The sequence below is a fragment of the Xanthomonas sp. 3498 genome, assembly GCF_014199795.1.
In the GTDB taxonomy this organism is placed as follows: domain Bacteria; phylum Pseudomonadota; class Gammaproteobacteria; order Xanthomonadales; family Xanthomonadaceae; genus Xanthomonas_A; species Xanthomonas_A rydalmerensis.
On record NZ_JACHOH010000003.1, the window covers coordinates 385,446 to 405,348 of the forward strand.

The 19,903-nt window shown below is 68.7% G+C and carries 21 protein-coding genes; 13 read left to right on the forward strand and 8 right to left on the reverse strand.

Annotated elements, in window-relative coordinates; all coding sequences use genetic code 11:
- Positions 1–38 precede the first annotated feature (38 nt).
- From GGR66_RS11530 to GGR66_RS11540, 3 genes are all read left to right on the forward strand, one after another.
- Positions 39–761 carry a hypothetical protein gene (locus GGR66_RS11530; RefSeq protein WP_160970597.1) on the forward strand — a complete coding sequence of 241 codons (723 nt, stop codon included), beginning with the start codon at positions 39–41 and terminating at the stop codon, positions 759–761.
- Between the two features lie 47 nt (positions 762–808).
- Positions 809–1,204: an EF-hand domain-containing protein gene (locus GGR66_RS11535; RefSeq protein WP_160970595.1), complete on the forward strand. Its 396-nt coding sequence runs from the start codon at positions 809–811 to the stop codon at positions 1,202–1,204.
- A gap of 186 nt (positions 1,205–1,390) precedes the next feature.
- Positions 1,391–1,711, forward strand: coding sequence for a hypothetical protein (locus GGR66_RS11540; RefSeq protein ID WP_160970593.1), 321 nt, complete (start codon positions 1,391–1,393; stop codon positions 1,709–1,711).
- 243 nt (positions 1,712–1,954) lie between these two features.
- On the opposite strand, the gene comJ is transcribed toward GGR66_RS11540, so the two are convergent.
- The 3 genes from comJ to ubiH form a co-directional block, all read right to left on the reverse strand.
- A complete protein-coding gene (gene comJ / locus GGR66_RS11545; RefSeq protein WP_184448320.1) occupies positions 1,955–2,437 on the reverse strand; it encodes a competence protein ComJ in 483 nt (160 codons plus the stop codon).
- Between the two features lie 220 nt (positions 2,438–2,657).
- Positions 2,658–3,836: a UbiH/UbiF family hydroxylase gene (locus tag GGR66_RS11550; RefSeq protein ID WP_184448321.1), complete on the reverse strand. Its 1,179-nt coding sequence runs from the start codon at positions 3,834–3,836 to the stop codon at positions 2,658–2,660.
- Positions 3,833–5,047: a 2-octaprenyl-6-methoxyphenyl hydroxylase gene (gene ubiH / locus GGR66_RS11555; RefSeq protein WP_184448322.1), complete on the reverse strand. Its 1,215-nt coding sequence runs from the start codon at positions 5,045–5,047 to the stop codon at positions 3,833–3,835. Before ubiH ends, GGR66_RS11550 begins: the two co-directional genes overlap by 4 nt.
- 145 nt (positions 5,048–5,192) lie before the next feature.
- Between ubiH and GGR66_RS11560 the strand changes: the two genes are divergently transcribed.
- The 10 genes from GGR66_RS11560 (at position 5,193) to GGR66_RS11605 (ending at position 15,556) form a co-directional block, all read left to right on the forward strand.
- Complete coding sequence (locus tag GGR66_RS11560; protein ID WP_160970585.1) at positions 5,193–5,777, forward strand: hypothetical protein; 585 nt, start codon at positions 5,193–5,195, stop codon at positions 5,775–5,777.
- A 5-nt stretch (positions 5,778–5,782) separates the two neighbouring features.
- Positions 5,783–6,337 carry a cob(I)yrinic acid a,c-diamide adenosyltransferase gene (locus tag GGR66_RS11565; RefSeq protein ID WP_160970583.1) on the forward strand — a complete coding sequence of 185 codons (555 nt, stop codon included), beginning with the start codon at positions 5,783–5,785 and terminating at the stop codon, positions 6,335–6,337.
- A gap of 24 nt (positions 6,338–6,361) precedes the next feature.
- Positions 6,362–7,270, forward strand: coding sequence for a histone deacetylase family protein (locus GGR66_RS11570; RefSeq protein WP_184448323.1), 909 nt, complete (start codon positions 6,362–6,364; stop codon positions 7,268–7,270).
- Between the two features lie 26 nt (positions 7,271–7,296).
- The gene (locus GGR66_RS11575; protein WP_255421666.1) at positions 7,297–8,121 is read left to right on the forward strand and encodes a hypothetical protein; all 825 of its coding nucleotides are present in this window, start codon (positions 7,297–7,299) and stop codon (positions 8,119–8,121) included.
- A 195-nt stretch (positions 8,122–8,316) separates the two neighbouring features.
- On the forward strand, positions 8,317–10,668 hold the full coding sequence (gene lptD / locus GGR66_RS11580) for an LPS-assembly protein LptD (RefSeq protein ID WP_184448324.1): 2,352 nt from the start codon (positions 8,317–8,319) through the stop codon (positions 10,666–10,668).
- Positions 10,665–12,026: a peptidylprolyl isomerase gene (locus GGR66_RS11585; RefSeq protein WP_184448325.1), complete on the forward strand. Its 1,362-nt coding sequence runs from the start codon at positions 10,665–10,667 to the stop codon at positions 12,024–12,026. Before lptD ends, GGR66_RS11585 begins: the two co-directional genes overlap by 4 nt.
- Positions 12,027–12,029: 3 nt before the next feature.
- Positions 12,030–13,007, forward strand: a complete 978-nt coding sequence (gene pdxA, locus GGR66_RS11590; RefSeq protein ID WP_184448326.1) for a 4-hydroxythreonine-4-phosphate dehydrogenase PdxA — start codon at positions 12,030–12,032, stop codon at positions 13,005–13,007.
- Between the two features lie 126 nt (positions 13,008–13,133).
- Entirely contained in the window at positions 13,134–13,928 is a 795-nt protein-coding gene (gene rsmA / locus GGR66_RS11595; protein ID WP_184448327.1) for a 16S rRNA (adenine(1518)-N(6)/adenine(1519)-N(6))-dimethyltransferase RsmA, read from the forward strand.
- A gap of 324 nt (positions 13,929–14,252) precedes the next feature.
- On the forward strand, positions 14,253–14,636 hold the full coding sequence (apaG, locus tag GGR66_RS11600) for a Co2+/Mg2+ efflux protein ApaG (protein ID WP_010340000.1): 384 nt from the start codon (positions 14,253–14,255) through the stop codon (positions 14,634–14,636).
- Positions 14,636–15,556 carry a symmetrical bis(5'-nucleosyl)-tetraphosphatase gene (locus tag GGR66_RS11605; protein ID WP_160970571.1) on the forward strand — a complete coding sequence of 307 codons (921 nt, stop codon included), beginning with the start codon at positions 14,636–14,638 and terminating at the stop codon, positions 15,554–15,556. Before apaG ends, GGR66_RS11605 begins: the two co-directional genes overlap by 1 nt.
- A gap of 119 nt (positions 15,557–15,675) precedes the next feature.
- Here GGR66_RS11605 and GGR66_RS11610 read toward each other — a convergent pair whose 3' ends face one another.
- The 5 genes from GGR66_RS11610 to GGR66_RS11630 form a co-directional block, all read right to left on the reverse strand.
- On the reverse strand, positions 15,676–16,182 hold the full coding sequence (locus tag GGR66_RS11610; protein ID WP_184448485.1) for a dihydrofolate reductase: 507 nt from the start codon (positions 16,180–16,182) through the stop codon (positions 15,676–15,678).
- A 92-nt stretch (positions 16,183–16,274) separates the two neighbouring features.
- Complete coding sequence (locus GGR66_RS11615; RefSeq protein WP_184448328.1) at positions 16,275–17,069, reverse strand: thymidylate synthase; 795 nt, start codon at positions 17,067–17,069, stop codon at positions 16,275–16,277.
- Positions 17,066–17,974 (reverse strand): prolipoprotein diacylglyceryl transferase, encoded by a 909-nt coding sequence (gene lgt / locus GGR66_RS11620; RefSeq protein WP_184448329.1) that lies wholly within the window; start codon positions 17,972–17,974, stop codon positions 17,066–17,068. Before lgt ends, GGR66_RS11615 begins: the two co-directional genes overlap by 4 nt.
- Before the next feature lie 480 nt (positions 17,975–18,454).
- Complete coding sequence (locus GGR66_RS11625) at positions 18,455–18,946, reverse strand: TPM domain-containing protein (protein ID WP_184448330.1); 492 nt, start codon at positions 18,944–18,946, stop codon at positions 18,455–18,457.
- On the reverse strand, positions 18,946–19,848 hold the full coding sequence (locus GGR66_RS11630; protein WP_221236432.1) for a TPM domain-containing protein: 903 nt from the start codon (positions 19,846–19,848) through the stop codon (positions 18,946–18,948). Before GGR66_RS11630 ends, GGR66_RS11625 begins: the two co-directional genes overlap by 1 nt.
- Between the last annotated feature and the right edge of the window lie 55 nt (positions 19,849–19,903).

A 19,903-nucleotide genomic window follows, 5' to 3' on the forward strand; every position in this document is an offset into this window, starting at 1 on the left:
CCTGGCATCCTGGCTGCACTGACTGGAGGGCCGCGCACATGCAGCCGATCGAACTGAACAACCCGGCCGGCTTCGCCGACGAATTCCTGCGCCTGACCCTGCTGCAGGGCTTCCAGTCGCTGACCAAGCGCGACCTGGAGCTGCTGATCTTCGTTTTGCTGGAACGCGACGGCGCGATCTCGCGCAGCGATTCCAACAACGCGGTGGCGATGCGCCTGCGGGTGACCCCGGCCAAGGTCAAGGGCCTGCGCCGCGACGGCTATGCGCGTTGGCGCGCGCTGGTGCCGGAAGAGGGCGAGGCGGCGCTTGAGCGCATCGTCGCCACCGTGCTCACCGAGGACAACCTGCGCGCCGGGGCCAAGCACGTCAGCGAGCGCAGCAAGAAGGACGGCTTCCTGGCGATCCGCATCGAGCATCCCGACGACCAGCAGCGCTTCGAACAGGCCATCGTCGACGTCGGCGCCATGCCCGTGTACGAGCGCAATCGCGACGTGATGGCGGTGCGCTTCGACACGCTGCTGAAGATCGCCGAGCGCTGGGGCTACCTGCAGCCGGACCCGGAGAAGATCACCCAGGAGTTGCAGAAGCTCGCGCCGGCCGCCGAAGAGGTCGCCGACCTGTTGAAGAAGGACGTGAGCAAGCTACGCTGGGAGGATGTGCGCCGCGCGCTCAACAGCCTCGGCGCCAAGGCCGTCGCCAGCACCGCCGAGGGCGGGCTGAAGGGCCTGTTGAAGCTCGCGTTCCCGTTCATCCCCGGCTGAGCGCCGGGGCCGCCATTCCATCGCTGTCCCGGAGTTCCGTCGTGTCCATGTCCTGCCGTTCCCTCGCCCTGCTCTGCTGTCTGTGCGCCTGCGCCGCACCGGCAGCGGCGCAGAACCTCACCGCCACCTCCAGCGCCACCACCGAGCCGCTGCGCGATGCGCCGATCAACGTGCGCGCGCAGCCGCTCAGCAACGGCGTGGTGACCCACCAGGTGCAGTTGCCGGCGACGCCCGGCGAAGCGCAGGTCACCGTGCGCAGCATCCAGCCCGACCGCGTCGCCGGCAGCTACCGTATCGACTTCGAGGCGCTGGACACCGACCACGACGGCTACATCAGCCGCAGCGAAGCGCAGGCCAACCCGTCGCTGGCCGACGAGTTCGACGCCTTGGACACCACCCACAGCGGCCGCCTCAGCCGCGCGCAACTGGCCGGCTGGCTGTAGCGGTGAACGGCATGCGTCCGGCGCCACCATGGCGGACGCCGGCGCACCGTCGGCCGCCTTGCGGACGCATTGGAAACGCTTGCTAAACAGCGCCGGCGCGCACGTGCGAATGCCCGATTTTTTTAGTGTCGATTAATTCGGCCAGGCCTATGGTCTTGACTCCTTCCCAGCAACAGGAGTCGTGCCATGAACCGCATCGTTCCTCGTCTCGTCCCGTTCGCGTTTGCGCTGCTTGCCGCGCCGGCGCTGGCCATGGCGCAGTCGGCGCCGGACGAAGTGACCCTGCACCAGAACGGCCAGATCATCAATGTCACCTCGGTCGAACCGAACTCGATCGTCGGCGACTACCACATCGACTTCGCCAAGCTCGACCGCAACCATGACGGCTACATCAGCCGCGCCGAGGCCAAGGCCGATCCCACGCTGTACGCCGAGTTCGACGCCGTCGACGTGCATCATCACGGCCGCCTGAGCAAGGCCGACCTGCAAGGCTGGATGTCGACGTGACGCGACCCACGCGTCGCACGACCCGCATCCTTTCCACCACACGCGCCGCCTGCGGCCTTCCCGCCGCAGGCGGCGCGACTGTTTTCTGAAGCGGCAACGCCGCAGACACCCGTCACGCGATGGTCGAAGCGTCGCGCAAACCATTCACTGCAGCTGCCGCCGCCATCGCCACTGCGTCGATCGCCGCGCCGCGCGCCTTATCCGAGCCTGGCCGTCCTGCCTCGCCCGCCGCGCTGACGACCGCTACAGCGTCCCTTCCTGCAGCGGCGCATCCTGCGCCCCACCCCACGGGTCGTCCAGCAGATAGCACGCCGACACCGGCTGCGTCGCCGGCACCAGGGTGAATCGGTAATACACTTCGTCATCGCCTTCGCAGACCTCGTAGTACAGCGCGTAGTCGCCGGGCTGCAGCGCCAGTGTCACATCGAAGGCCTCGGCGGCAGACGCCACCTGCACCCGCGCGTCCGGATTCACCCGGAACGGCACCTGCATGCGCCGCTGCGCGCGTGGGTCGGGCGCGAACGCCGTGGCCAGCACCAGGTGCACCTGCGCGCCGAACGCGTCCTCGGGCAGCGGGTCGAACACCACGTAGTCGCGGTGCAGGATCGCTCCCTGCTCCAGGTTGCGCGGCCCCCAGCGGCAGGCGGCCTCGTCGAAGTCGCGGGCGCGCAATTGCACCTGGCTGTGGGAAATCAGCAGATCCACTGTCTGTGTCGCGTCTTGCATCGTCATCCTCCATGGCAGGGACGCGGCCTGCGTGCTGCGCTTCGCGCCCTACCCTCACCCCAACCCCTCTCCCGAGGGGAGAGGGGCTCAAGCAACCAGCCGAAGCTGGCTCTTCCTTCTGCCTCCGGGAGAAGGTGCCCCGAAGGGGCGGATGAGGGTACGGGCGCCGCTCGGCGCGTGGTCGGATCCTGCGGCCGCCGCATCCGGCCGGAGCGTGCGCTTACACGCCGGAAGCGCGCTTCCAGAAACCGTGCATCAACAACGGCAGCTTGCCGGCCAGGCCCAGCAACGGGCCGCGCAGCAGGGTCAGGTGCAGATCGTCGTTGGAGAACAGGCGATTGATCGCATCGAAACCATAGGCGGCGACAGTGTTGTCGCTGCGGCGACCGCGCGCCCAGCGCGCCAGCCGCTGCGGCGCCGCCCAGTCGACCCGCTGCGCCTGCGCCTGCCGCACCAACGCCGCCAGCGCGGCGACGTCGCGCAGGCCCAGATTGACGCCCTGCCCGGCCAGCGGATGCACCACGTGCGCGGCATCGCCCAGCACCAGCAGGCGGCCGCGCTGGTAGGCCTCCACCAATTGCCGGCGCAGCGGGAAGCCCAGTCGCGGCGACAGCGCGCGCACCGCGCCCAGGCGGGCGCCGAAGGCCTGGGTCAGTTCGGCGCCGAACGCCGCGTCGTCCAGTGCCAGCACCCGCGCCGCCTCGGCCTCGGGCAGGGTCCACACGATCGAACTGCGGCCATCGGCGAACGGCAGGAACGCCAGCGGCCCGCCCGGCAGGAAACGCTGCCAGGCGGTGTCCTGGTGCGGCTGTTCGGTCTGCACGAAGGCGACCACGCCGCGCTGGCCGTAGTCGTGCGCCGGCGCGTCCAGTCCGGCCAGCCCGCGCAGCGTGGAATCGGCGCCGTCGGCGGCGATCGCCAAGCGCGCGTCCAGGCGGCTGCCGTCGTCCAGGCGCAGTCGCGCGCGCTCGGCCGAAGGCTCCAGCGCCTCCACGCGCGCCGGGCAATGCACCTGCACGCCGGCCGCCGGCAACGCCGCCCACAGCTGTTCGACCAATAGAGTGTGTTCGACGATCCAGCCGAGCTGGTCGCGGCCCAGGGTGTCGGCGTCGAAGGCCAGCTCGCCACCGCCGCCGGCATCCCACACGCGCATGCGCCGGTACGCGCTGGCGCGCTGCGCCAACACCTGCGGCCACACGCCCAGGCCCTGCAAGAGGGCCGCGTTGTCGGGGGCGAAAGCGTACACGCGTAGGTCCGGCGTGTCCGCCGACCAGCGTGGCGGCTCGCGGCCCTCGACCAGGGCCACCGCCAGGCCTTCCGCAGCCAGGGCCAGCGCGCAGGCCGCGCCGACCACGCCGCCGCCGACCACCACCACATCCAGCACGCCGCGCCGGCTCATGCGCGCGCCTCCCGGCACAGTTGCGGCACGTCGCCGCGGAAGCCCATCGCGCCGCCGACCAGGAACGACTGCAGCGGCGCGGCCTGCGCCGCCGCCAACAGGCCCAGGCTGCGCAGCGGGCGCAGCAGCGGTGTGGGATTGGCGGTCAAGCGCGCCAACCCGCCGGAGAACGTCACCGTGCGCTGGCGATCCTGCTCGCGGCGCTGCGCGTACTGCTGCAGCAGCGCCGGCGCGCCCGGATCGGTGCCGTCGCGCTCGATCAGCTCGGCCAGGGTCAGCGCATCGCGCAGACCCAGGTTGAAGCCCTGCGCGCCCAGCGGGTGCAAGGTTTGCGCGGCATTGCCCAGCAGCACCGCGCGCGCGTCGGTCAGCCGCTCGGCCAGCACCTGCACGATCGGGTAGGCGCTGCGCTCGCCGCTGCCCAGCAGGCGACCGACGCGCCAGCCCAGCGCGTCCTGCAGCCGCTGCAGCCAGGCGCCCTCGTCCAGCGCGGCCACCGCCGCGGCGTCCTCGGCGGCGACTGCGTGGATCGCGCCGTAATGGCGATCGCCGCGCGGCAGTAGCGCGGTCGGGCCGTCGTCGCGGAAGCGCTCGTAGGCGGTGCCGTCGGGCTGGCGGCTGCCGCGTACCCGCGCCACGAACAGGGTCTGTTGGAAATCGTGTCGCGTTGCGGCGATGCCCAAGGCCTCGCGCACCGCGCTGGCGCTGCCGTCCGCACCGACCAGCAGACGCGTGTGCAGGACCTCCTCGTTGCCGTCGCGCACGATGCGCAGACGGCGCACGCCGTCTTCGGCGTCGGCCTCCAGGGCCACGAACTGCGCCGGGCGGTAGCGGGTCAGCCGCACCGTCGCCGCCAGGCTGGCCTCCAGCGCCTCGCCGAAGTCGCGCGCCACCACCACCTGGCCGAAGGCCTCGCGCCCGTAGTCGGCAGCTTCCAGCCGCACCCGGCCGAAATCGCCGGCACGGCTGACGTGGATGCGGCGGATCGGCCCGGTCGGCGCGCGCAGCCGCTGCATCACCCCGAGCGCGCTCAGCGCGTTGACCGTGGCGGCGGCGAAGCTGAGGTTGCGCTGGTCGAACACCGGCGGCAACGCGCCCGGCGGCGCAGCCTCGACCAGGCCCACGTCGATCCCCAGCCGGTCCAGGGCGATGGCCAGGCTGGCGCCGACCAGGCCGCCGCCGACGATCACTACGTCATGTCGTTTGCTCATCCGGCCATGATACGACCCGCACCCGTCTGCCCGGTGAGCGCCGCCGCCCGGCTTGCGCAGCGCAAGCCGCCCCTGGCGCGCGGCACTCGCGGGCGCCACGCTTCCAGTAGAATCCGGGGTCTTACGTGCACCGGTGCCCGCCGCCATGACGCCTTCCGCCCACCGCCTCCCCGCCCTGCTGCTGTTGACCGCGCTGCTGGCCGCGACCCGTATCAACCACTTCGGGGCGATCCCGGACGCGTCGTGGGCGGTGTTCTTCGTCGGCGGCTTCTACCTGCGCAGCTGGACCCGCTGGGCCTTCCCGCTGCTGATGGCGCTGGCGGTGCTGGTCGACTACCTGGTCATCCGCGGCCAGGGCCTGGATTTCTGGCAGCACTACTGCGTGTCGCCGGCCTACTGGTGCCTGATCCCGGCCTACTTCGTGCTGTGGGCCGGCGGCGCGTGGCTGGCGCGGCGCTATCGCGGTGCCGACTGGCGCGCGCTGGGCCTGGCCGCCGCCAGCCTGCTGGTCACGGTGGCGCTGTGCCACCTGCTGGCGCAGGGCAGCTTCTACTGGGTCAGCCGCAGCGTGCCGAACCCGACCCTGGCCGGCTGGTGGCAGAACTACAGCGACTGGCTGTTGCCATACCTGGGCAGCGCCAGTCTGTACGTAGCGCTGGCCGCGGCGATCCAGGTCGGCGTCGAGCAGCTGGCGCGACTGGGCCAGCGCGGCCAGCCGGTCGGTCACTGACCGGGATGGGCAACCGCCTCTCCAAGATCTACACCCGCACCGGCGACGACGGCAGCACCGGCCTGGGCGACGGCAACCGGGTCGGCAAGGACTCGGCGCGGGTCGCCGCCTACGGCACCGTGGACGAGGCCAACTCGGCGATCGGCGTGGTCCTGGCCTGCGCGCTGGCCGAGGACGTGCGGCAGCTGCTGACCGCGATCCAGCACCAGCTGTTCGACCTCGGCGGCGAGCTGTGCATCCCCGGCCACGCCGCGATCCATGCCGCCGACATCGACGCGCTGGAACGGCACCTGGACCGCTACAACGACGCCCTGCCGCCGCTGCAGGACTTCATCCTGCCCGCCGGCGGCGAGGCCGCGGCGCGCTGCCACCTGGCCCGCACCATCGTGCGCCGCGCCGAGCGCGAGACGGTGGCGCTGTCGCGCCAGGACGCGGTGCGCCCGGAAGCGGTGCGCTACCTCAACCGCCTCTCCGACCTGCTGTTCGTGCTGGCGCGGGTGCTGGCGCGGGCCGACGGCCACGGCGAAGTGCTGTGGCGCCACGACCGGCGCCAGGCCTGAGCGAGGCCCGGGCCGCGGCCGCGCATGCTGATCTACACCCATCCTGCCTGCCTGGGTCACGCGCCGGGACCCGAGCACCCGGAACGGCCGGAGCGCCTGGACGCGGTGACGACCGCACTGCGCGAGGCGTTTCCCGCGCTGGAATGGCGCGAAGCGCCGCTGGCCAAGCTCGGCGACCTGGCCCGGGTGCATGAGCGCGACCTGATCGATCGCGTCCTGGCCGACCTCGACGGCCCGCAGATGCTCGACGTGGACACGGTGATCTCGCCCGGTTCGCGCGCCGCCGCACTGCGCGCCGCCGGTGCCGGCGTCGCCGCGGTGGACGCGGTGATGCACGGCGCCAGCGACACCGCGTTCTGCGCGGTGCGCCCGCCCGGCCACCACGCCACCGCCGACACCGCGATGGGCTTCTGCCTGTTCAACAACGTGGCCGTGGCCGCCGCCCACGCCCGCGACGCGCACGGCCTGGAGCGGATCGCCATCGTCGATTTCGACGTGCATCACGGCAACGGCACCCAGGCGATCTTCGAGCGCGAGCCGAAGGTGCAGTACCTCAGCACCCACCAGTCCGGGCTGTTCCCGCACACCGGCGGGGTCCACGACCGCGGCGTCGGCAACCTGCACAACGCACTGCTGCCGCCGGGCAGCGGCGGCTTCCGCTTCCGCAACACCTGGGCCGACCAGATGCTGCCGCTGCTGGACGCGTTCAAGCCGCAGCTGCTGCTGATCTCGGCCGGCTTCGACGCGCACATGCATGACCCGCTGGCCGATCTGATGCTGGAGACCGAAGACTTCGCCTGGCTCACAGCAGAATTGCGCGCAGTGGCACAGCGGCATGCCCGTGGCCGGATAGTGTCGCTCCTGGAAGGCGGCTACAATTTGGGCGCGCTTGCAGAATGCAGCGTGGCTCATGTCAGATCATTAATCTCTTAAACGTTGAAGGAAAAACGATGAGAACCATGAAATTTATTTTCGGAGCATTTGCAATTGCATCCGCTTTTGCAGCCAATGCTCAGTCAGCGAGCGTGCCGCTTATACGACCGATTTTCCCCGGCCAGCTTAATCAAGGGAAAGTAATGGTCCCAGAAGAGACAATCAATTCCCCATCCGGAACTTACTCGCTAAGATTCAATTCAGACGGCTCGCTAGGACTTTACCAGAATAGTAACAATTCAAGAGTCTGGATTGCCAAGGGAGACAGTGGCACATCATTCGGCGACACGGTTTCTTTTCTGCAAGACACCCCTCAATACGGCAAAAAATGGACTCAATGCTTCGGCATGGGTAAAAACGGCAGCTATGTCAACAAACTCTTCAAGAGCTGCCAAACTTCATCAGTCCGCGGACTAGCCGGTGGAGAGGCTTACCTCGCTGTACAGGATGATGGAAATTTAGTTGTTTATGCAATGAGTCAAGCATGGAAAGCTGACGGAAAATACATTAACGGCTATGAAGGCATAGCATTTCCTATGGGCACAACCTTTTCCAAAGGCAGCAGCTTCTCTACCTCCAATGGAGCAGCCAGACTCGATTTCAGCACAACTGGAAATTTAGAAGTCTATACCAATGGCGCACTGACTTGGCAATCCGGAACTGGTGGCTCCGGAGAATCTGCCGTCATGCAGGGTGACGGAAACTTCGTCATTTATAATGCTGCAGGAAATGCAATTTGGAATACGAACACAAGCGGACGAAAAGACGCTTATCTGGCCTTAGCATCAAATGGAGCTCTAAATGTCATTGCCAGAGTCGAAGGTAGCCAAGGAGTTCTTTGGCACCGATAGCTGTGACAAGCCGGCAAGGCAACCTCTAAGCCCTACATAGCATCTTGGCATTCGATGCTAAAAATGACTCCCAGTCCGCCACTCCTTCGACTCTGTTCAGGCATGGCGGGCTGGGCGCCATTCTTCACGAACAACTTATTGCTCCTATGGGCATGATGCTGCAAGCTACTTGCTGCTTCTAACAAGATACTGCGCGTGCATCGAGTTCTTCGCCTACTGCCGTTGCCATTCAGCATCGCCCTGTGCCTGCCGGCCGTGGCGGCTGAAAAGCCGCCGAACTGGGGCCTGTGCCCAACCCCGGACGTCCTGCCCAAGTTCGACGACGCGCAGCAGCCGGACCCCAAGCTCGCGCAGAACCGCGACCAGCAGCCGACCAATATCGAAGGCGACCAGCTGTCGGGCACCACCACCATCCCGAACTACACCGGTAACGTCGCGCTCAAGCGCGGCGACCAGTTCATGGGCACCGACAGCCTGCGGGTGGACACCGAGACCGGCAACTACATCGCCGAGGGCCACGTGCGCTACCAGGATTCGTCGATCCGCATGATCGCCGACCGCGCCGAGGGCAATCAGGACACCGATACCCACAAGATCACCAACATCCGTTACCAGCTGCTGGCCCGCCGCGGCAACGGCAAGGCCGACTCGGTCGACCTGCAGGGCGCGCTGGGACAGATGCACCGCTCCACCTACACCACCTGCGACCCCTCGCAGCGGGTGTGGGAGCTTCACGCGCCTGAGATCGACGTCGACAACGACGAAGGCTTCGGCACCGCGCGCAACGCGATCCTGAAGATCTACAACTTCCCGATCCTGTACGCGCCCTGGTTCAAGTTCCCGATCGACGATCGCCGCACCAGCGGCTTCCTGTTCCCGGCGATCGGCATGTCCAGCCGCAACGGCTTCGACTACCTGCAACCGTACTACCTGAATCTGGCGCCGAATTACGACGCCACCCTGTATCCGCGCTTCATGGCCCGGCGTGGCCTGATGCTGGGCAGCGAATTCCGCTATCTCTACGACGGCGGCAAGGGCGAACTGCAGGCTGCCTACCTGCCCGACGACAAGCTGCGCGACAAGGATCGCGGCCGTTTCGGCTACCAGGGCTACCACAACATCAATTCGCAGTGGCAGGCGCGCGCCTCGCTGGCCTGGGTCAGTGACGAGCGCTACACGGAGGACTTCTCCAACCGCCTGCTCGGCAATGCGGTATCCAACATCCAGAGCCAGATCGGCATCTACGGCACCGGCGACACCTGGACCGCAGGCCTGATGGCCGACCGCTGGCAACTGACCGACTACACCCTGACCGAGGACGCGCTGCCGTACAACCGCCAGCCGCGCGCCTTCTTCAATTGGGACCAATCGTTCGGCAACTATTTCGAAGCCGGCCTGTACAGCGAGGCAGTGCGCTTCGTGCACGACGACATCCATGAGAAGACCACGGACGGTACTTATGAACGTACCGGCAATGTCATCGAGAAGCCCGGCGGCTCCCGCCTGGACCTCAAGCCCTACATTTCGATGCCACTGGCCGGCGCCGCCTGGTTCCTCAAGCCGACCCTGGCCTGGCGCTACACCGCCTATCAGTTGGACAAGGACCTGGCGGCCACGCTCGGCGGCGACACCACGCCCTCGCGCAGCCTGCCGATCGCCACGGTCGATGCGGGCCTGTACTTCGACCGCGATACCAAGTGGGGCAACACCAATTATCTGCAGACCTTGGAACCGCGGCTGTTCTACCTGTACACGCCGTACCGCGACCAGAACGACCTGCCGATCTTCGACACCCGCGAGTTCACCTTCAGCTGGGGCCAGTTGTTCCGCGATTCGCGCTACACCGGCGCCGACCGCCAGAACGACGCCAACCAGCTGACCATGGCGCTGAGCTCGCGCCTGCTGCGCCAGGACGACGGCAAGGAGAAGCTCTCCGTCAGCCTCGGCCAGATCCTGTATTTCAGCGATTCGCGGGTCAGCCTGCCCAACAGCAACACCAGCATCGAGCAGGGCAAGTCGGCCTGGATCGCTGACGCCAACTACATGCTCAACGACCGCTGGACCATGGGCGCAACCTACCAGTGGGATCCCAAGTACCGCCGCAAGGACCTGGCCAGCTTCCGCACCCGCTACCTGCTGCCGGGCGACGGCATCGTCAACTTCAGCTACCGCTTCCGCCGCGACCTGCTGGAACAGGCCGATGTGTCGTTCCTGTACCCGATCAATCCGACCTGGAGCGTGGTGGGCCGGCATTACTACTCGCTGATGGACAAGAAGCCGCTGGAAAGCATCCTCGGCGTGCAGTGGGACAGCTGCTGTCTGGCGGTGCGAGCGCTGGCGCGGCGCTATGTGCGCAACCGCACCGGCGCGTTGGATACCGCGTTCCAGATCGAGTTCGTGCTCAAGGGCCTGTCGTCCCTGGGCCAGGACACGGACCGCGTTCTGCGCCGTGCTATCCTCGGCTACAACCGCGACGACCTGTACTTGGTCCCGCCCAGCAACACCACGACCGATCCGGACGCTTACGATCCGAACCAGATTCCATGACCAAGACCCTTTCTGCTTTCCTCGCCGCTCTGCTGGCGATCGCCGGCGTGTCCGCTCCGGCCGCCGCGCAACAAACCCAACCGCTGGACCGCATCGCCGCGGTGGTCGACGAGGATGTCGTCCTGCAGAGCGAGCTGGATCGTGCCGTGCGCAACGTCAAGGCGCAGTATGTCGGCCGCGAGGCGCAGCTGCCGCCGGATAACGTGCTGCAGCGGCAGGTGCTCGAGCGCCTGGTGCTGGTCAAGCTGCAGGTCGCGCGTGCCAACAGCACCGGCATCCGTGTCGGCGACGACGAGCTGAACCGTGCCATCGCCAGCATCGCCCAGCAGAACGGCACCGACGTGGACGGCCTGCGCAAGAAGCTGGCTGCCGACGGCATGTCGTACACCGACTTCCGCAACTCGGTGCGCGACGAAATCACCGTGCAGCGCCTGCGCCAGAGCTTCGCGCAGAGCCGCATCAACGTCAGCGAGAGCGAAGTGGACGCGGCGCTGGCGCAGCAGGCCACCACCGGCACCCAGTACCATCTGGCGCACATCCTGGTCGGCCTGCCGGAAGGCGCCACCGCCGAGCAGATCAAGACCGCCCAGGGCAAGATCGACGGGGTCAAGACCTTGATCGACAAGGGCGAGATCGACTTCAACGCCGCGGCGGTGCGCTACTCCGACAGCCCCAACGCGCTGGAAGGCGGCGACCTGGGCTGGCGCAGCCTGGACGAGATTCCCAACGCGTTCGCGCAGATGATCCGCGACATGAAGCCGGGACAGGTCGCCGGCCCGCTGCGCGGCCCCAGCGGCTTCCAGTTGCTGAAGCTGGTCGAAGTGCGCGACGCCTCGGCCAACCCGGAAAAGAAGACGGTCACCGAGTACCACGCCCGCCACATCCTGATCCGGGTCAACGATGCGCAGCCCGACGCGGCCGCCAAGGCCAAGATCGAGACCCTGCGTGCCCGCATCGCCGGCGGCGCCGACTTCCAGGCCGTGGCCAAGGAAGCGTCGGAAGACACCAACAGTCGCAGCCAGGGCGGCGATCTGGGCTGGTTCCCGGTCGACGCGTTCGGCCCGGACTTCGGCCACCAGGTCGCGAGCCTGCAGGACGGCCAGGTGTCGCAGCCGTTCCGCACCGAGGCCGGCTGGCACATCGTGCAGCGCGTCGGCGAGCGTCAGACCGACGTGACCAGCGACACCCAGCGCGCCCAGGTCCGCGAGACCATCGGCCGCCGCAAGCTGGAAGAGGAATACAACCGCTTCCTGCAGGAAATGCGCGGCGAAGCCTACGTCGACCTGCGCGTGGGCAACACCGACGCGGCCACTGCGCCGGCGACCACGCCCGCGCCGGCACCCGCCGCCAAGCCCTGACCCATGCGCCCCTCGCTCGCGCTGGTGCCGGGCGAGCCGGGCGGGATCGGCCCGGAGCTGTGCGTGCGGCTGGCGCAACAGCCGCGCCACGATTGCCAGCTCCTGGCCTTCGCCGATCCCGAGACCTTGCGCGCCGCCGCCGCGGCGCTGTCGCTGCCGCTGCAGCTGCTGCCCGAATCCAGCCCCGCCCTCGCCCCTGGCGACCTGCGCCTGCGCACGGTCGCCAATGCCGTGCCCAGCCGCTTCGGCGCGACCCAGCCGGCCAACGCCAGCGCAGTGATCGCCGCACTGACCCAGGCCGCCGACGCCTGCCTGAGCGGCGAGCTGGCCGGGATGGTGACCGGCCCGGTGCACAAGGCCGCGATCAATGCCGGCGGCATTGCCTACACCGGCACCACCGAACTGCTGGCCCAACACGCCGGCCGCGAGGTGGTGATGATGCTGGCCAACGCCATCGTGCGGGTGGCCCTGGTCACCACCCACCTGCCGCTGCGCGCGGTCGCCGATGCGCTCACCCCGACCCTGCTGGAACGCAGCCTGCGCATCACCGAGGCCGCGCTGCGTCATGAGTTCGGCATCGCCGCGCCGACCATCGCCGTACTGGGGCTGAACCCGCATGCCGGCGAGGACGGCCATCTGGGCGTTGAAGAGATCCAGGTGATGCAGCCGGTGCTGGACGTCCTGCGCGCGGAAGGCATGCGCCTGCTCGGCCCGTTGCCGGCCGATACCGCCTTTCTGCCGCAAAAGTTGGCGGCCGTGGACGCGGTGCTGGCGATGTACCACGACCAGGGCCTGCCGGTTCTCAAGTACAGCGGCTTCGAGCAGGCGGTGAACCTGACCCTGGGCCTGCCCTATCCGCGCGTGGCGGTCGACCACGGCACCGCACTGGAGCTCGCCGGCCGCGGCGTGGCCGATCCATCCAGCCTGTTCGCCGCCACCGCGCTGTGCGCGCAACTGGCTGCGCGCCGCACGCAGGCTTAGCTGCCGGTCCGAGCGGCGCTCGGCGCGCTGCCGCAACCAGGCTCACGATCATGCCGGTCGCGGCTGAAACCGCTCCTATGCCGCTGCAGCGCGCGCCGCCCCACGCATGCCGATAAAATGCCCGTCATGACTTCCTCTTCCGGCTTCGGCGCCCCGGCCAAGAAATCCCTCGGCCAACACTTCCTCAGCGACCGCCACTACATCGACAGCATCGTCCGCGCGGTCGACCCCAAGCCGGGCGACCGGCTGGTCGAGATCGGCCCCGGCCAGGGCGCGATCACCTTCCCGCTGCTGCGCCGGCACGGCCAGCTGACCGTGATCGAGTTCGACCGCGACCTGATCGCGCCGCTGACCGCGGCGGCGGCCGGCGTCGGCGAACTGACCATCCTCAACCGCGACGTGCTGTCGGTGGATTTCACCGCCCTGGCCGAGGGCGCGCGCATCCGCCTGGTCGGCAACCTGCCCTACAACATTTCCTCGCCGATCCTGTTCCATGCGCTGGACCACGCCGCGGCGGTCGCCGACATGCACTTCATGCTGCAGAAGGAAGTGGTCGACCGCATGGCCGCCGACCCCGGCAGCAAGGTCTACGGCCGGCTCAGCGTGATGTTGCAGGCGTACTGCGAGGTGACCTCGCTGTTCGTGGTGCCACCGGGCGCGTTCCGGCCGCCGCCGAAGGTGGATTCGGCGGTGGTGCGGCTGGTGCCGCGACCGCCGCAGACGGTGGGCATCGCCGATCCGAAACGCTTCGCCGACGTGGTCCGCGCCGCGTTCGGCCAGCGCCGCAAAACCCTGCGCAACGCCTTGAACGGCGTCTGCGATGCCGCGCAGTTCGAGGCCGCGGGCGTGCGCCCGGACGCGCGCGCCGAGCAGCTCGAGGTCGCCGACTTCGTGCGTCTGGCCAACCTGCCCCTGGCCTGACGCTCGTGGGTGCGCCCCGCGCGTGCTCGCGGGGCGCACCCACGAGCGTGATGGGATGGCACACATGCCGGCACCGGCCCGGCCAACGCAGGCCTCGACGTGGCGACGACACACGTCTGCCTGTCCCCCTTGGTGGCAAGACGCACGACGCAGACCCTGCACGTCACGATCCGCGTTCCCGCAGGCCGCCCGCCCGCGGCACGACGCCGGCCATCACGGCACGCCCGGGCCGCGAACAAGGCCGCCACGGCGCGCCACCCGCCTCGCAGCGCGAACCGCTCACGCATCTGCCTCAAACGGCAAAACACGCTCTAAACTGTGGGGATGAACGATGACGCCCCCTATCGGATCGAGGTCGAAGTGTCGCCCCGATTCCTCGACGACCAATCGGCGCCGGAGGACGGACGCTACACGTTCGCCTACACGATCCGCATCCACAACCGCGGCCGCGTCGCCGCGCGACTGATCGCCCGGCACTGGGAGATCACCGACGGCAACGGCCGCATCGAACGCGTGGACGGCGACGGCGTGGTCGGCGAACAGCCGCGGCTGCGCCCGGGCGAGGATTTCCGCTACACCTCCGGGCTGGTGCTGGAAACCGAGCACGGCACGATGCGCGGCCACTACGACATGGAGGCCGACGACGGCACCCACTTCATCGCCGCGATCGCGCCATTCGTGCTGTCCGTGCCGCGGACCCTGCACTGATGGCGGTCTGGGCCATTGGCGACCTGCAGGGTTGCTACGACATCACCCAGCAGTTGCTGGAGAAGATCCGTTTCGATCCGGCGGTGGACCGGCTGTGGTTCTGCGGCGACCTGGTCAACCGCGGCGGGCAGTCGCTGGAGACCCTGCGTTTGGTGCACTCGCTGCGCGAACACAGCGTGGTGGTGCTGGGCAACCACGACCTGTCGCTGCTGGCGATCGGCGAGCGCAGCCCGGACGAACAGCGCAAGGTCAATCCGGACCTGCAGCGCATCGTGCTGGCCGAGGACCGCGACGAACTGCTGACCTGGCTGCGCATGCAGAAGCTGCTGCACGCCGACCGCCAACTCGGCTGGATGATGATCCACGCCGGCCTGGCGCCGAAGTGGACCACCGCGCTGGCCGAGAAGCATGCGCGCGAGGTCGAGCAGCAACTGCACGGCAACGGCTACCGCAAGCTGTTCCGCAACATGTACGGCGATCGCCCGGCCTGGTCGCCGGGCCTGACCGGCTACGACCGCTCGCGCGCGATCATCAACCTGTTCACCCGCGCCCGTTACTGCACCCCGCGCGGACGCATCGCGATCGAGGAAAAGGGCACCCCCGGCACCCAGGCGCAGGGCCTGTACCCGTGGTTCGAAGTGCCGGGACGGGTCGAGCGCGACCTGAAGATCGTCTGCGGGCACTGGTCGACGCTGGGCCTGACCATCACCCAGGGCGTGCACGCGATCGACACCGGCGCGGTCTGGGGCGGCAAGCTCACCGCCCTGCGCCTGGACAGCGAGGACCTGCAGGTGGTGCAGGTCCCCGGCCGGCCGGTGCAGGGGCCGCCGCCAGCGGCGCGCAGCGGCCCCCCGCGACGGCGCAGCGCGCCGCACCGTGGACAACAGGCGCCCGCTGCCTCTGCGCCCGAGCAGGAGTGAGGTCTCAGGCGATACGTGTAATGTCGTAGGAGCGGCTTTAGCCGCGATGGGCTTTCCCGGTAACGCCCGTCGCGGCTAAAGCCGCTCCTACGACAGCACCGGCATCCGCCAGCGGATCCCTACGCCGCGCCAGGCCGGCGCCGGTAATCCACGAAATCGAAGGCCAGCGGGTGCCGCGCATCGGCCGGATGCGCCTGCCGCGCCACCACCTCCCACTGCGCCGGATCGAACGCGGGAAAATACGCATCGGCGCCGTCGACCACGGTGTCGACATGGGTCAGGTACAGCACCTCGGCCAACGGCAGGGCCAGGGCGAAGATGTCGCCGCCACCGATCACTGCCAGCTCCGTGGCGCCGGCCTCGCGCGCGGCGTCGATCGCCGCCTGCAGCGACACCACCGCCTGCATGTCCGCGAACGGCACCTGCCCCGAACGCGTCATCACCAGGTTCAGGCGCCCCGGCAGCGCGCGCCCCAGCGACTGCGCGGTCTTGCGCCCCATCAGCACCGGCTTGCCCAGGGTCAGCGCCTTGAACCGCTTCAGATCGTCCGGCAAGCGCCACGGCAAATCGTTGTCGCGACCGATCGCATTGGCCAGATCCAGCGCCGCGATGAGGCTCAGCTGCAGAGGATGGCGCGTAAGCGGCGCCGCATCCGTCCCCGTCGCGACGGCGGCGCTCGCCGATTCCCGATTCCCCACTCCCGATTCCCAACTACTGTTCACACCGCCACCGGCGCCTTGATCGCCGGATGCGGGTCGTAGCCCTCGATGGCGATATCGTCGTAGGTGAAGGCGAACAGATCGGTGACCGCCGGGTTCAGCCGCAACCGCGGCAGCGGCCGCGGCGCGCGCGCCAGTTGCTCGCGCGCCTGCGCGAAGTGATTGGAATACAGGTGCGCATCGCCGAGCGTGTGCACGAAATCGCCCACGCCCAGGCCGGTGGCCTGCGCCACCATGTGGGTCAGCAGCGCGTAGCTGGCGATGTTGAACGGCACGCCGAGGAAGATGTCGCCGCTGCGCTGGTACAGCTGGCAGCTGAGCTTGCCGTCGACCACGTAGAACTGGAACAGGCTGTGGCACGGCATCAGCGCCATCTGCGGCAATTCGGCCACGTTCCAGGCGCTGATCACCAGCCGCCGCGAATCCGGGTTGCGCTTGATCTCGTCCACCAGCCACTGCATCTGGTCGATCTCGCGGCCGTCGGCGCCGGTCCAGCGCCGCCACTGCTTGCCGTACACCGGGCCGAGTTCGCCCTGCCCATCGGCCCACTCGTCCCAGATGCTGACCTTGTTGTCCTTGAGGTAGGCGATGTTGGTCTCGCCCTTCAGGAACCACAGCAGCTCGTGCACGATCGAGCGCAGGTGCAGCTTCTTGGTGGTGACCAGGGGAAAGCCGTCGTTGAGGTCGAAGCGCATCTGCCAGCCGAACACGCTGCGCGTGCCGGTGCCGGTGCGGTCGGCTTTCTCCGCGCCGCGCTCCAGCACGTGCTGCAGCAATTCCAGGTACGGCTTCACTTGGTCACCTCCGGCGGCGGCACCGGCTGCAGTACCGGCGCGCTGCGCGAGCGCCACAGCAGGAACAGGCCGAGCAGGACCAGCGGAATGCTCAACTGCTGGCCGCGGGTCAGCCAATGGAATGCCAGGTAGCCGAGCTGCGCATCCGGTACCCGCACGAACTCCACCGCGAAGCGGAACACGCCGTACAGCAGCGCGAACAGGCCGGACACCGCATAGCGCGCGCGCGGCTTCATCGAGAACGTCCACAACACCACGAACATCACCAGCCCTTCCAGCGCCGCTTCGTACAACTGCGACGGATGGCGGGCGTAGCGGTCCAGCAGGCCCGCGGCGTATTGCTGCTGCAGTTGCGCGGCGCTCTTCAGGCTCTCCAGCGCCGGCGCGTTGGCCACCCCGTCCTGTATCGGCGCGTGGGGGAAGATCACGCCCCAGCCGGCGTGGGTCAACTTGCCCCACAACTCGCCGCCGACGAAATTGCCGATCCGGCCGAAGCCCAGGCCCAGCGGCACCAGCGGCGCGACGAAATCGACGGTGTCGAAGAAATGCAGGCGCGCCTTGCGCGTCCACCACAGGCAGGCGGCCAGCACGCCCAACAGGCCACCGTGGAAGCTCATGCCGCCGTCCCACACCTTGAAGATCAGCAGCGGGTCGGCCAGGAAATCGGACAGCGCGTAGAACAGCATGTAGCCGATGCGCCCACCCAGCACCACGCCGAGCATCGCGTAGAAAAGAAGGTCGGAGAAACCATCCTCGTTCACCCCGGGCAGGCGACCGGCGCGGATGCGACGACGGCCCAGCCACCAGGCCGAGAGGAAGCCGGCCAGATACATCAGCCCGTACCAATGCACCTTCACCGGCCCGAACGAGAAGGCGATGGGATCGATCTGGTGGAGATAGGTCATGCGCAAGCGTCGGCCGGGGGGCAAAGAGTGCCTATTCTGCCACTGACTCCGCTGCTTGCCGCGATTTGCGGACGGTACAGCGGGGTGGCGCTTCATCTGCTGGCAGGCGCACGCGTCTGCCACCGACTCCGCTGCTTGCCGCGATTTGCGGACGGTACAGCGGGGTGGCGCTCATCTGCTGGCAGGCGCACGAACCCGCCGCCGACCGACCTCAAGACACATGCGCAGCCCAGACGCCACGTGCCCCCTCCTTCCTTGCGCGAGCGGCCCATGTGGCCCCGAGCCATCGCCTCGACGAGCAGAGCCATCTTGGTTCACTTCGGCACTGTCGCGTCGGGACTGAAGTCCCTCCCACAACATCACCGGATCGCACTGATGTGGGAGCGGCTTCAGCCGCGACGGGCACAGCCGTCAGGCTCCAACCCGGCACCGACGCTGCATCTCATCTGCTGGCCGGGCAAGCCCACTGCCGCAGCACACTCAGTCCAGCACCCGCGGCAGATTCGGCAATTCGTTCTCGCCCTGCTGACCCGGCTGCGCCGGGAAGTGCGCGGCCAGCAGCGCGGACACCGCACCGACGCCGGCGAGCACCGCCTGTTCGGGCTGGCCCGCGCGCATGTCGCGCTCGATCAGCGCGCAGACCTGGCGCCACTGCGCCGCATCCACCCGCCCGCGCAGGCCGCGGTCGGCGACGATCTCGATGTGGTGATCGGCCAGCAGCAGGTAGATCAGCACGCCGTTGTTGGCGTCGGTATCCCAGGTGCGCAACTGCGCGAAGGCCTGCTCGGCGCGCAGCCTTGGGGTCATGCCGCGCAGCACCTGCGCCGGCGCCAGGCTCGACTCCACCGCGAACATCACCTGCCCGCGATGCAAGCGCTCGCCCTCGGCGATCGCCGCGCCGATGCGTTCCAGGCTGGCCGCCGGGAACAGACGCTGGGCGGACGGCGCGAACAGGTGCCGGAGCAGGCGCATCACCAGCTCCCCGAGGCGCCACCGCCTCCGGAACTGCCACCGCCACCACCCCAGCCGCCTCCGCCGCCGCCCCAACTTCCACCGCCACCGCCGCCGCCACCGCCGCCCCAGCCACCGCCGAAGCCGCCGCCTCCCCAACCTCCGTCGCCCCAGCCGCCCCAACCGCCGCCGCCAGCCGAGCGGCCCGGCGCGATCCCGACAAACAGGCCCAGCAGCAGGCCGATCCCGCCGGTCAGCGCACCGATGAACAGCGACAGGCTCAGCAACAGGCCGACGCCACCGCCGACCACGCCGCTCAGCACGCCACGCACGGGACGCGACAACCGCGCGAACAGCACCTGCGCGACCAGCGCCGCGAACAGGCCGGCGAAGAAACCGAATCCCAGGCCGCCCCCGCGCGAGGCCGAGGCATGCGCACTGACCGGCGCCGGCAACGCTTCGCCGTCGATCAGCTTGACCAGCATCGCGGTGGCCTCGGCGATGCCACCGCTGTAGTCGCCGGCGCGGAAGCGCGGCGCCAGGTACTCCTGGATGATGCGGTTGGCGGTGGCGTCGGGAATCGCGCCTTCCAGGCCGTAGCCGGGCTGGATGCGCACGCGCCGGTCGTTCTTGGCCACCACCAGCAGGACGCCGTCGTCCACGCCCTTGCGGCCGAGTTTCCACTGGTCGAACACGCGCTGGGTGTATTGCTCGATGGTCTCGGGCGCGGTGCTCGGCACTACCAGCACCTGCAATTGGCTGCCCTTGCGCTGCTGCAACTGCACCGCCTGCCGGTCCAGCTCCAGACGCTGGTTCGCCGTCAGCGTGCCGGTGGTGTCGACCACCGGCGCGTCCAGTGGCGGGATCGGCGCCTCGGCCTGCGCCCAGGCCAGCCAGGGCAGCAGCGCCAACAGCAGCACCAGCCAGACGCCGGCGTGCCGGCGAGATACACGGCGAGCCGCACTGCGCGACGCCGCC